Below are 10,460 nucleotides of genomic sequence, written 5' to 3' on the forward strand. Positions count from 1 at the left end.
AATTGAAACCCGTCAGGGTTTATTTGATATGCCCGCTTTTATAAAATCTACAAAAGATAATAAAAAACTATATGGAAAGACCGCATTTTGTTTGAAAATATACCTTAAGTTGATGGATGTGTGGCGGTACCCCTCAATGAACAAAAAAATTAACATAGTAAAATAGTATTCTGATGGGAGTCCAATATATTATTAAAATTAGATGGTTCAAGTCGAAGGAAGGCACTTTAGGGGGGCTTTTCTTTATTTTCAAAAGGACCTACTCCATTCATTCTTAAAAACATAAAGTAAAGTGAACCCGTTAAAATACATGAATGAACCTTAGTTTTAATCCCCTTACCTAAAGGAGGAACTATTATGGACTATGGTGGTAGTTGCGGAGAAGGCTGTGGTTTTGCTGGAGGATTTGCTTTGCTTGTTGTACTCTTTATACTATTAATCATTATCGGATGCAGTTGCTTCTGCTAAAAAACTATTAGAAAGGACACTCTTATATGGGTGTCTTTTCTTTATGAAAAATATCTAACTATCAACCTTTTCCTTATGACTTCTAACATCAACAAAGGGTGATACAAACTATTACATATGTTTGTACCACCCTTTATTGATGCGGTTAAACTTCACAAGTGTTGAAGTTTTAGACTTCTCCCTTAGTGTACCCATATTATTAGAACATCCTGTAATCTGTAGACAAAATGTAGCTAATAAAAACAATATTAATAATTTCTTCAATAAATCCTCCTACATGCATAAAACACCATATGTTACAAAACAAACATAGCATCAACTCTTTATAAAAACAATATAATCCTCGTTCCTTAAGCTATCTCTTAACATAAGAGTACCGCTACATATTCATCAAGCTAAGATTTTAAAATATCCTCTACTTAAGGAATTTGTAAGTATCAAGTAAGAAAAACGAGAGCTTTGCTTCGTATAATCAAAATATAAAGTGAAGGAAAAAAGATTATTTTTGGGATTAATATACATGTGACAAGAGAAGAAATTGACGTTTTTTTAGAATAATAATATTAGTATGTCCAAGTTTTTGAGATTACTTGCAAGTATTTTAAAGTTTTTGTACCAGAATTCTAATTACCATACTTGTTTTTTGCCATCACATATTGGAGGTTAAAACATGAATGCAAAAAAGAAAATACAAAGATCAGTACTTACCTTTATCCTACTCTTTTCTTTAGGCATTTCATCTTTCTCGCTTACAACAACTATTCACGCAGATACAAGCGAGGAACAATCTGCTGAAAAGAAACTAGTCTCTTTAACGGAGCGTACATCATTATTTTTTGAATATCTCCAGAAAGGTAAGTATGCAGAGGCAATACAGTTGACGTCTGCTGCTTTTCAATCCAAATTTACAGCAACCACATTACAAAACTGGTGGACACAAAGTGGTTGGAGCGGGATAAAAAGCATGGGAATCCCCGTGATAAAAGAACGAAACTTGGTCCATCAGACGGTGGAAATTCCAGCAGATACCGAAGGAACTACCATACCGCTACTCCTTAAATTCACACCTGGCGGGAAAGTAGATGAAATTGGAGAAAGGCCACCCGAGGAATCTTATACTATCCCGCATCCTAGCTATGATCAACCTGACTCCTATCAAGAACGTGAAATCGTCATTGGAAATTCCACCTATCCGTTACCAGCGACATTAACAGTTCCGAAACATAAGCGTGGTGAAAAACTGCCCGTAGTTGTTCTTGTTCATGGTGCTGGCATCCATGATCGCGATAGCACATATATGGGAACAAAAATCTTACGAGACATTGCGGTGGGCCTTTCATCCAACGGAATTGCAGTGTTGCGCTATGAAAAACGCACCTTAGAACATGCATTAAAGATGAGTACAGAACCTGTTACGTTAGACCGTGATACTACAGATGATGCTATATTTGCAGCAAAATCAGCAGCGCAGCAGGAAGGCATTGATCCAAATAATATTTTCATTCTTGGACATAGTCTAGGAGCTGGCACAATGCCACGTATACTGAGCAAAGCGCCTTCCACACTTGTCCGAGGAAGCATCTTACTCGCACCACCTGCACGCCCTTTGACTGACATTGCTATTGATCATTCTCAATACCTTGGGGCGTCAAAGGAAGAAATCGACGAACTAAAAAGGCAGGTCGCTTTTATTCAGGATCCTACTTTCAATCCTGACCATCCTCCAGCTGACTACAATTTTGGGTCACCTCATTTTATGTATGATGTTTCTAGGTGGCGTCCAGTTGAAGAGGCAAAATCACGAAAAGAGCCTTTACTCATTCTGCAAGGAGCACGTGATTATCAAGTAACAGTAAAAGATGAATATACAAAATGGCAGAAAGGACTTTCAAACCGCGGGAATGTTCAGTTCAAAAAATATCCGAAATTGAATCATTTCTTCACGGAGGGTGACGGAGAATTAAGCCTCCCTAGTGAATATGAAATCCCTGCTAACGTTCCCGAATACGTCATCCAGGACATTATTACATGGGTTAACGAGACAAAAAAATAAGCACACATCAAAAGCCTTCATGCAATCATTATTGCGTGAAGGCTTTTTGAAACTAGTGATTCAGAGATAGCTATTATTTTATATAATATTTGCCCCAAAACGAAAAATTAGAGTCTTTTATAGCAATGAAGTTCATTTTAAGAGCAACCTGTTCTGTGAGCTTAACGGTGATGGGCGGTACCCCTAGAATAAAGAAACATGAGTAGTTAAAGAGACTACTCTTGTTTCTTTTCCTTCTCTTCTTTTTCGATTTCAGATACAGATTTTGCAGGTTTTTTTATCATTTCATCTAATTCTCCAGAACGCGTAAATTTATTTTCAAAGTTTTTAGTTGTACTTATACTAGCTATAAAATCTAATTCTTTATTATTGTTTATATAACCTTTTAATTTAGGGACTCCCATAGGACTTACACCCTTTTCTATAAACGTAATCGATTTTACATCTTCAATATTATAATAAATATACTTTTCTACTCGTGCCTCTTGTACTTTCCAAAATTGTTCTTCTTTTTCTTTTTGTTTTAAGTATTCCATAGTAAAATACCCTCCTGCTATGAGTATCACAGCAGATATAACCAAAATCATTGCTTTCTTCATTGGAAATCTCCTTATAAAAAGCCTACCAATGTATTCTTCTTAAAATGGGATAGAGAAGACAAGAATAGTACAAAGACTACTCTTGTTTCTTTTCCTTCTCTTCTTTTTCAATTTCAGATACCGACTTATCAGGTTTTTTTATAAGTTTATCTAATTCCCCAGAACATCCAAAATCATCTTCAAAATTTTCCGTAGTACCTATACCAGTATCAAACCATAATGCCTTATCACCATTTATATAACCTCTTATATGAGGAACGCCCATTGGACTTACCTTATGTTCTCTAAATGTAATCGATTTTACATCTTTAATATTATAGTGAATATACTTTTCTACTCGTTCTTTTTGCTCGTTCCAAAACTTCTCTTCAATTTCTTTTTGTTTTAAATATTCCATAGTAAAATATCCTCCTGCTATGAGCACCACAGCAGATACAACCAAAATCATTACTTTCTTCATTGAAAATCTCCTTATAAAAAGCCTACCAATGTATTCTTCTTAAAATGGGATAGAGAAGACAAGAATAGTACAAAGACTACTCTTGTTTTTTTTCTTTCTCTTCTTTTTCGATTTCAGATACAGATTTTGCAGGTTTTTTTATCATTTCATCTAATTCTCCAGAACGCGTAAATTTATTTTCAAAGTTTTTAGTTGTACTTATACTAGCTATAAAATCTAATTCTTTATTATTGTTTATATAACCTTTTATATGAGGAACTCCCATTGGACTTATCTTATTTTCTGTAAATGTAATCGATTTTACATCTTTAATATTATAGTGAATATACTTTTCTACTCGTGCCTCTTGTACTTTCCAAAACTTTTCTTCTTGTTCTTTTTTATTTAAGTATTCCATAGTAAAATATCCTCCTGCTATGAGCACCACAGCAGATACAACCAAAATCATTACTTTCTTCATTGAAAATCTCCTTATAAAAAACTTACCAATGCATTCTTCTTAAAAATGGGATACAGAAAATAAGAGTAGTGCAAAGACTACTCTTGTTTCTTTTCCTTCTCTTCTTTTTCAATTTCAGATACTGATTTTTCAGGTTTTTTTACAAGTTCCCCTAATTTTCCAGAACGTGAAAGTTTATCTTCAAAATTCTTCGTAGTACTAATACTAGCTGAGAAATTCAATTCTTTATCATTATTTATATATCCATCCACAGAAGGAACTCCCATCGGATTTACTTCATGTTTTGTGAAGGTAATCGATTGCACATCTTTAATATTATAACGAATGTATTTCTCAATTCTTGTCTCTTGTTGTTTCCAAAACAGTCCCTCTTGTTCTTTTTTTTGTAAGTATTCCATTCCTAAATAACCTCCTGTTATAATGAAAATTATGGATATTATAATAATTATTGCTTTTTTCATTCCTATTCCCCTTATCATTAAATATATTTAAAATATACCACGAAGTGAGTTGAGGCAGATGAATGAATTGAAAAAGAATACCATTGCGACAGATGAAGATTATTTTGAGCTTTCAAGTATGGTTTATAAAAAAGATTATTTGGAAGAAGGGAAAGAGATAAAAGGAATTGACGGTAAATTATGGAAGGTAATAGACACCTTCGATGCAGATCACACAAAGGTGAAAAATGGATTACAAGCAATCGCTGTAGTACCCGCAGATAAGTATAAATCTGGTAAAAAACAGTATGACGATGTAATCGTTGCATACCGCGGTACTGAATTTGGTAGATTCGATGGAGATAAAACCACAGATATAGTTCAAATTACACTTGGACAGAAAAAGAACCTTGGTGTAGCAGGTGAAAAGGTACCGACATCATTTGATAGTGCAGTAGAATTTGCAGAAAAAATTAAGAAAAAATATAACCCTACATCTATTCACACTACCGGACATAGTAAAGGTGCTGCAGAAGCCCAATATGTAGCAGCAGAAATGAATTGTTATGCAACAACATATGCTGCACCAAATATTTATAGATTACTAAGTGATAAAGCAAAAAAACGAGTAGATGAAGGCGTAATGGAAAATAAAGTAGTAGATTATACTCATAGAAAAGATGCTGTAGGAAATTTTGATCAATTTGGAGCACCTATGATTGGTAAACAATTTACAACAAAAAGTAATGGAACAGATAGTATTCTCGCGGCTGTATTTATGGGACAACATCCAATGTCAACATTTCTAGAAATGTTCCACAATAATGGTAGTGTTCGACTAGAATTAGAACCAGATGATATCATTCGTCATGCAAAAGAGATACAAAAAATAAGCGATATATTATCTGATATTATTAGAAATATAGAAACATTCCAACAACAAGAAGAAGAGGAAGAGGAAGTTGCGAAATTAAAGAGTCAATTGAAGCATGAGACAGGCCCTGGAGGAAAATATCATCTGTTAGAAGAACATGAAGTAGATGAAGCAATTAGAGAGGTTGCGAAAATATCCCAAAACGGAAAAGACTATTTTCATGATATACAACTAGCAGAAGAACTAATTCATCTTTTACGGAAAAAACAAAAAGAATTGATTCATTTTGGAGATGATATTGCTTATGTAGCTAATTCATTACGAGATAAAGATAATCAATTAGGAACAAATTTTGAAGGACTGGCGGCGAGATAATATGATGGATTTTATAGGGGAAATTCAAAAAATAGAGAAAGAAATAGAGAAAGCTACAGTTGGTGCAGTTGGAACTATTATAGATGAGTTGCAAGCTGTTAAAAAGCAATTAGAAAAAGAACTGCAACAATCACTTTTAAAAACTGATGTAGCATTCAAAACAAATAGCATAGTAGCAAGCCAAAAACATGCCATTCAAAAAAACAAAGAAGCATTTCATGATGTATGCAAAAGTTTATCTGAACAAGGAATTGAATTAAACAAAAGTTTTGAAAGCAAAACAGGTAGTGCAATAAAAGAAACATTACATAAACATCTCGATCAAATTCGAAATGAAATGATTTCTAAACAATATGATTTAATTAATAGTTGTGGAAAAAAATAAAAAATTTCTATTATTATTTTAATCTATATGTATTAGAAAAAGTCCCCTTATGTAGGACTTTTTCTAATACACGAATAGATGCTATATTATCAAGCATTGCTCCTGCTTCAATTCTATGTAGCTTTAATTCCCTAAAAGCAAAATATACAACAAGTTGAAGAGCCTCTGTTGTATAGCCCTTTGCATTATGCTCCTTATCTAAAGTAAATCCTGTATAACAGCTTTGGAGGTCTCCCCTAACAATTTGAGTTAATGAAATGTCTCCGATCAGTTTATCATTTTCTCTTAAAATGATTCCAAAAGGATTACTTGCCCTTCAGCTTTCTTTTTTCATACTTGTTCAAGACGTATTTTTTGATGTTATTTTGTATAAAAAACTTTTGCTATCAACCTGTTCGAAAAATTGATAAAGAATAAGAGATTGAAGGATGAAAACAGAAGACTACAAGGAAAACTGTATGAACAAATATAATGAAACAAGGCTCTTACTTTGTAGTGGTATCCACGAAGTAAAAGCCTTGTTTTTTCTACTCATTTTTTATATCAGTCTTGATTTTCCAATGGAAAGGCACAGAAAATCTACTACAGAAGTTGTGATACCTCTAGGATTAACAAATTCTTTAAATTTCTGTGTACTACGTACAAGCCCTCTACTTTTGGCATGTGCCTCTAATTCAGCTCGAACTTGTATTGTATCCGGAGCCATTCTTTCTAAAGCATGTTCAGAATATTTACGAACATTGATTTCAAGTTTTTAAAACTCATTTATTGTAACTGTAAAATGTGGCTTGAATTTTACTTCGATTTTTTTCTTTTCTTCTGTACCTAGAATGTATAGTGAATCATTACGAGTATATATTTCTTTCACTGATTCCATCTTGGTTTCTATGATACGTTTGTCTTCGTATAGCATTATTAATTCAACTGTTGCATCATAATAGAACATATTCATAACCAGTTCAAATCCAAGTTTATCAATTTTACTATATCGATACGCACCTGCACCTGGAATATAGTAATCTTCTGGTTCGCTTTCGAAAATTTCTAGTAACTCATACTTATCATGTTTAATATCCAATATTCCTCAACCTTTTTGTCATAGATTACTTACTATGCTATTCATGCTATTCATTCTATTCTTTTTTCTTTGCGGGAACAACTGTGATAACGTCACCTTTATCATTTATAACTACGTAGCCTTCGTCTCTAACGTATTTCCAAGTACCAGGATTGTCTCCTGGTTTGCGAGTGCCCGTTTTTATAATATCTTCAACTACATTTGGAGTCATTCCTCGAGGATCAACTTTTTTTAATTCTTCCATGTATTTATCTGATCCGAATGTATACCCTTTTCTTTCAGCTCGCTCACGTGCTCGTTTTGTAAGCTCCGCTCGAACTTGAACTGTATCAGGTGCCATTCTTTCAAGTGCATGTTCAGAGTACTTACGTCCATCAATGACGCCGCCACCTCTTGGCATACTCCATCCAATCTCTTCAGTTACCTTTGATACTTTTCCTAAATCCTTCGCTTTTTGCTCTAACTCTCCATATTTACCAAATACTCGACCAATAACTTTAGGAGTGCCACCTACAACTGTAGAAACAGTTCCCCATACATAATCATTCGGCTCATATTTTCTGTCTGTGAAAAATTCTCTTCCATTTTATCTGGATCAACACGTACTTGCCTCAACTAATTTCCTTCCTTCACCTATATGTATAAAACTTCCAAATATAAGTATAGCAAATTGATAGAGTTGGTCCAGACATGATTCGTAAATGTGTACTTTTTAATATGTTAGCGGGCCCCATATTATTTAAATTAAGATGATTCAAGTCGGAGGAAGGCTCCTTTGGGTGTCTTTTCTTTATGAATAGAAAGCACGCCTATTTCCGTAGGTGTAGTAAATGGTAACCCCTATTACCATTTATTTAAATATATCTAAGTTGATATTATATAATTTAGATATATTTAAATTGTATTTTTATTATATAAGTAGTGCAAAAGAAGTTAGACTTTGTTATCATGTTCTACGAATTAAAATTATTTCAAGGAGGATTTTTTGTGTTTGGTATATTAAAAAAACAATGTCGATTCAATAAAATGTCGGCAATATCGTTAGGGATTTTTGTGTTTTATATGATTTTAAAGCAACTTATCGCACTAGTTTATTTCATTAGTGATGAACAGTTTGGCGGGATGAGCATTTCGTTTGACGCAATTGATTTGTTAGTTGTTCTAATAATTTATTTTTATTATCGTGGATCTAAAGAGCCTTTTACAAATCAAAATAATTTTACGATGAGTTTGCCAAAAAGCTTACTTTTAGGTCTAGTACTAACTGTAGTATGTAAATCCCTACCGCTGTTACTAGCAGACTTTATAAGTTTTCAGTCATCTAATCAAGTTGAATTAGAAAGCCAAGTAACGTTACCCATTTTAGTCTTCGCATTTTCTATTGCTCTAGTAGCACCCATTGGTGAAGAAATTGTCTATCGTGGTGTTATACAGCATGGAATTTTTAAAAATTCCTGGTTAGGTGTACTTGTTTCTTCAGCTATTTTTGCAGGTATGCATGTTAGTCTTCTTTCTTTAGAAACAATTCCATATTTCCTTTTGGGAATTGGTTTAGGTTGTACTTATAAGTTAACCGGGCGTTTATATGTGGGAATTATAATGCACATGATTAATAATTCGCTAGCAGTGATTGCTATTTATTATTTTTAACTAAAAGAATAAGAGAGAATATGCTACAGGTGAATATTAAGAAAATTAATTTGTTAATATCTTAACTCTATTTTAGACCGAACCGTCCGGTCTAAAACGTTAATTCAAGTCAGAAGACACCTTTGGGTGTCTTTTTTTCTGCATTAAAAAGCCCACCTATTTTTGAACTGAACCCAAAAAATTAGACAAATATATTAAGCAGCTACTAAGGATTGAACTCTGTATTGCACAGGGGACAATCCTTTTAGTTTTGTTTTAATTCTTTTGTGATTGTAGTAATGAATATAAGTTTCTAGTTCTTGCTTAAATTGTTCCATACTTTCAAACTCTTTAAGATAAAGTAATTCAGACTTTAATAAGCCAAAGAAATTTTCCATGACTGCATTATCTAAGCAATTTCCCTTACGGGACATACTTTGGATAACGTTATGTTTTTTAAGCGACTGATGATATTGTCGCATTTGATAATGCCAACCTTGATCCGAGTGTAAAATAGGAGTTTCCTTATCATTCAAACATTGAAACGCCTTATTTAACATTTTAGAAACAAGGGAATAGGCAGGTCTATGTTCTATATTGTAAGCTATAATTTCTCCGTTATATAAGTCTAAAATGGGTGATAGATATAGTTTTTTACCATGTAAGTGGAACTCCGTCACATCTGTTACCCATTTCTCGTTTGGTTTTGATGCGTGAAAATTACGTTTTAAAATATTAGGAGCGAATTTCCCGACAGTCCCTTTATATGAACGATATTTTTTTAATCGAACAAGACATTTTAATCCCAGGATATTCATTAAACGTCGAACGGTTTTATGATTTAATGCATGGCCTCGATTACGTAATTCCAATGTAATACGACGATAACCATACCTCCCAAAATTCTCACTAAAAATCTCTTTAATTAATTCTTTAACTTTCTTATATTTATCTGGACGTTTCGCTTGTTTCATCCAGTAATAATACGTACTACGAGCGATATTAGCGACTTTCACAAGGTCAACGACCTTATATTTATGCCTTAATTCATAAATCAATTGCGCTTTGTCTTGGTCTGTGATGTTTTCTTCTTTTGAACTAAGGCATTCAACTTTTTTAAATAGTCATTTTCCATACGCAGACGTTCATTCTCTGCTTGTAGCGCTTCTATAGAACCTTCAAGAAATACTTCGTTTTGTTTTAAATGTTGTAGCTTAGCTTTTTCTTTGGCCATGGTTAGACGCCCCTTTTTCTTTGATTTTAGGGCATCTAATCCTTCTGTTTCATAAGCTACTTTCCATTTTCGGAGTGTTTCGCAAGAAGGAATATTAAAAAAAGCAGCTGTTTCTCTCAGAGATGTCCCATTTTCATTCATATAATGAATTACATCTAGTTTATACTCGAGAGGGTAAGTTGTATAGCGTTTTTCAAACGCCTTTTCCCCTGAAAATTCAAACCGTTTAATCCATTGATAAAGTTCTCTAGGATGAACCCCTATAGAATTAGCAATGGTTTTTCCGCCTTCCGTACCTTCTAGATATCGTTTTACTGCTTTTATTTTATCTTTTGAAGAAAATTTAGCCATAAAAAATGCACCTCCAATTGTTAGTTATGTGTCTAACAATTGGGGTGCACTTCA

The 10,460-nt window shown here is 33.4% G+C and carries 13 protein-coding genes and 2 pseudogenes; 6 read left to right on the forward strand and 9 right to left on the reverse strand.

Going from position 1 to position 10,460, the window contains the following annotated elements; genetic code table 11:
• Nucleotides 1-357: 357 nt before the first annotated feature.
• Entirely contained in the window at nt 358-468 is a 111-nt protein-coding gene (locus EBQ15_RS30560; RefSeq protein WP_000384438.1) for a YjcZ family sporulation protein, read from the forward strand.
• Between the two features lie 111 nt (nt 469-579).
• Here the strand turns inward: EBQ15_RS30560 and EBQ15_RS31380 are convergent, their stop codons facing one another.
• Nucleotides 580-732 (reverse strand): hypothetical protein, encoded by a 153-nt coding sequence (locus tag EBQ15_RS31380; RefSeq protein ID WP_000734751.1) that lies wholly within the window; start codon nt 730-732, stop codon nt 580-582.
• Between the two features lie 406 nt (nt 733-1,138).
• Between EBQ15_RS31380 and EBQ15_RS30565 the strand changes: the two genes are divergently transcribed.
• Nucleotides 1,139-2,521 carry an alpha/beta hydrolase family protein gene (locus tag EBQ15_RS30565; RefSeq protein WP_000992192.1) on the forward strand — a complete coding sequence of 461 codons (1,383 nt, stop codon included), beginning with the start codon at nt 1,139-1,141 and terminating at the stop codon, nt 2,519-2,521.
• Between the two features lie 215 nt (nt 2,522-2,736).
• Here EBQ15_RS30565 and EBQ15_RS30570 read toward each other — a convergent pair whose 3' ends face one another.
• The 4 genes from EBQ15_RS30570 to EBQ15_RS30585 form a co-directional block, all read right to left on the reverse strand.
• Nucleotides 2,737-3,120: a DUF1433 domain-containing protein gene (locus tag EBQ15_RS30570; protein ID WP_000710033.1), complete on the reverse strand. Its 384-nt coding sequence runs from the start codon at nt 3,118-3,120 to the stop codon at nt 2,737-2,739.
• A 76-nt stretch (nt 3,121-3,196) separates the two neighbouring features.
• Entirely contained in the window at nt 3,197-3,580 is a 384-nt protein-coding gene (locus EBQ15_RS30575) for a DUF1433 domain-containing protein (RefSeq protein ID WP_000757432.1), read from the reverse strand.
• 76 nt (nt 3,581-3,656) lie between these two features.
• Complete coding sequence (locus EBQ15_RS30580) at nt 3,657-4,040, reverse strand: DUF1433 domain-containing protein (RefSeq protein WP_000757433.1); 384 nt, start codon at nt 4,038-4,040, stop codon at nt 3,657-3,659.
• 77 nt (nt 4,041-4,117) lie between these two features.
• Nucleotides 4,118-4,501, reverse strand: coding sequence for a DUF1433 domain-containing protein (locus tag EBQ15_RS30585; protein ID WP_000709122.1), 384 nt, complete (start codon nt 4,499-4,501; stop codon nt 4,118-4,120).
• A gap of 58 nt (nt 4,502-4,559) precedes the next feature.
• Between EBQ15_RS30585 and EBQ15_RS30590 the strand changes: the two genes are divergently transcribed.
• Both EBQ15_RS30590 and EBQ15_RS30595 read left to right on the forward strand, forming a co-directional pair.
• Nucleotides 4,560-5,729 carry an alpha/beta hydrolase family protein gene (locus EBQ15_RS30590; RefSeq protein WP_001004184.1) on the forward strand — a complete coding sequence of 390 codons (1,170 nt, stop codon included), beginning with the start codon at nt 4,560-4,562 and terminating at the stop codon, nt 5,727-5,729.
• Between the two features lies 1 nt (nt 5,730).
• On the forward strand, nt 5,731-6,114 hold the full coding sequence (locus EBQ15_RS30595) for a hypothetical protein (protein ID WP_000968627.1): 384 nt from the start codon (nt 5,731-5,733) through the stop codon (nt 6,112-6,114).
• A gap of 13 nt (nt 6,115-6,127) precedes the next feature.
• On the opposite strand, the pseudogene EBQ15_RS30600 reads toward EBQ15_RS30595, so the two are convergent.
• Nucleotides 6,128-6,504 (reverse strand): annotated as a pseudogene (locus EBQ15_RS30600) (GNAT family N-acetyltransferase); the annotation flags it as partial.
• A gap of 38 nt (nt 6,505-6,542) precedes the next feature.
• Here EBQ15_RS30600 and EBQ15_RS30605 point away from each other — a divergent pair.
• A complete protein-coding gene (locus EBQ15_RS30605) occupies nt 6,543-6,872 on the forward strand; it encodes a hypothetical protein (protein WP_000845490.1) in 330 nt (109 codons plus the stop codon).
• On the opposite strand, the gene EBQ15_RS30610 is transcribed toward EBQ15_RS30605, so the two are convergent.
• Together EBQ15_RS30610 and EBQ15_RS31950 are read right to left on the reverse strand one after the other, a co-directional pair.
• The gene (locus EBQ15_RS30610; protein ID WP_000351757.1) at nt 6,869-7,192 is read right to left on the reverse strand and encodes a hypothetical protein; all 324 of its coding nucleotides are present in this window, start codon (nt 7,190-7,192) and stop codon (nt 6,869-6,871) included. The genes EBQ15_RS30605 and EBQ15_RS30610 overlap by 4 nt on opposite strands.
• A 55-nt stretch (nt 7,193-7,247) precedes the next feature.
• Nucleotides 7,248-7,778, reverse strand: a pseudogene (locus tag EBQ15_RS31950) (hypothetical protein); the annotation flags it as partial.
• Between the two features lie 401 nt (nt 7,779-8,179).
• On the opposite strand from EBQ15_RS31950, the gene EBQ15_RS30620 reads away from it, so the two are divergent.
• Nucleotides 8,180-8,842, forward strand: coding sequence for a CPBP family intramembrane glutamic endopeptidase (locus EBQ15_RS30620; RefSeq protein ID WP_000467043.1), 663 nt, complete (start codon nt 8,180-8,182; stop codon nt 8,840-8,842).
• Nucleotides 8,843-9,036: 194 nt separating this feature from the next.
• Here the strand turns inward: EBQ15_RS30620 and EBQ15_RS30625 are convergent.
• A protein-coding gene (locus EBQ15_RS30625) for an IS3-like element ISBth167 family transposase (RefSeq protein WP_085966826.1) occupies nt 9,037-10,406 on the reverse strand; the annotation gives its coding sequence in 2 pieces (ribosomal slippage) (nt 9,037-9,941 and nt 9,941-10,406; 1,371 coding nt in all).
• Nucleotides 10,407-10,460 lie beyond the last annotated feature (54 nt).

It is taken from the genome of Bacillus sp. 2D03, from assembly GCF_003946765.1.
GTDB classification, from domain to species: domain Bacteria; phylum Bacillota; class Bacilli; order Bacillales; family Bacillaceae_G; genus Bacillus_A; species Bacillus_A cereus.

What these genes read in the sequence shown, in the direction of transcription:
- EBQ15_RS30560 (WP_000384438.1), top strand. Translation starts at nt 358, where the DNA reads ATGGACTATGGTGGTAGTTGCGGAGAAGGCTGTGGTTTTGCTGGAGGA.
- EBQ15_RS30565 (WP_000992192.1), top strand. Translation starts at nt 1,139, where the DNA reads ATGAATGCAAAAAAGAAAATACAAAGATCAGTACTTACCTTTATCCTA.
- EBQ15_RS30570 (WP_000710033.1), bottom strand. Translation starts at nt 3,120, where the DNA reads ATGAAGAAAGCAATGATTTTGGTTATATCTGCTGTGATACTCATAGCA.
- EBQ15_RS30575 (WP_000757432.1), bottom strand. Translation starts at nt 3,580, where the DNA reads ATGAAGAAAGTAATGATTTTGGTTGTATCTGCTGTGGTGCTCATAGCA.
- EBQ15_RS30580 (WP_000757433.1), bottom strand. Translation starts at nt 4,040, where the DNA reads ATGAAGAAAGTAATGATTTTGGTTGTATCTGCTGTGGTGCTCATAGCA.
- EBQ15_RS30585 (WP_000709122.1), bottom strand. Translation starts at nt 4,501, where the DNA reads ATGAAAAAAGCAATAATTATTATAATATCCATAATTTTCATTATAACA.
- EBQ15_RS30590 (WP_001004184.1), top strand. Translation starts at nt 4,560, where the DNA reads ATGAATGAATTGAAAAAGAATACCATTGCGACAGATGAAGATTATTTT.
- EBQ15_RS30595 (WP_000968627.1), top strand. Translation starts at nt 5,731, where the DNA reads ATGATGGATTTTATAGGGGAAATTCAAAAAATAGAGAAAGAAATAGAG.
- EBQ15_RS30605 (WP_000845490.1), top strand. Translation starts at nt 6,543, where the DNA reads ATGAAAACAGAAGACTACAAGGAAAACTGTATGAACAAATATAATGAA.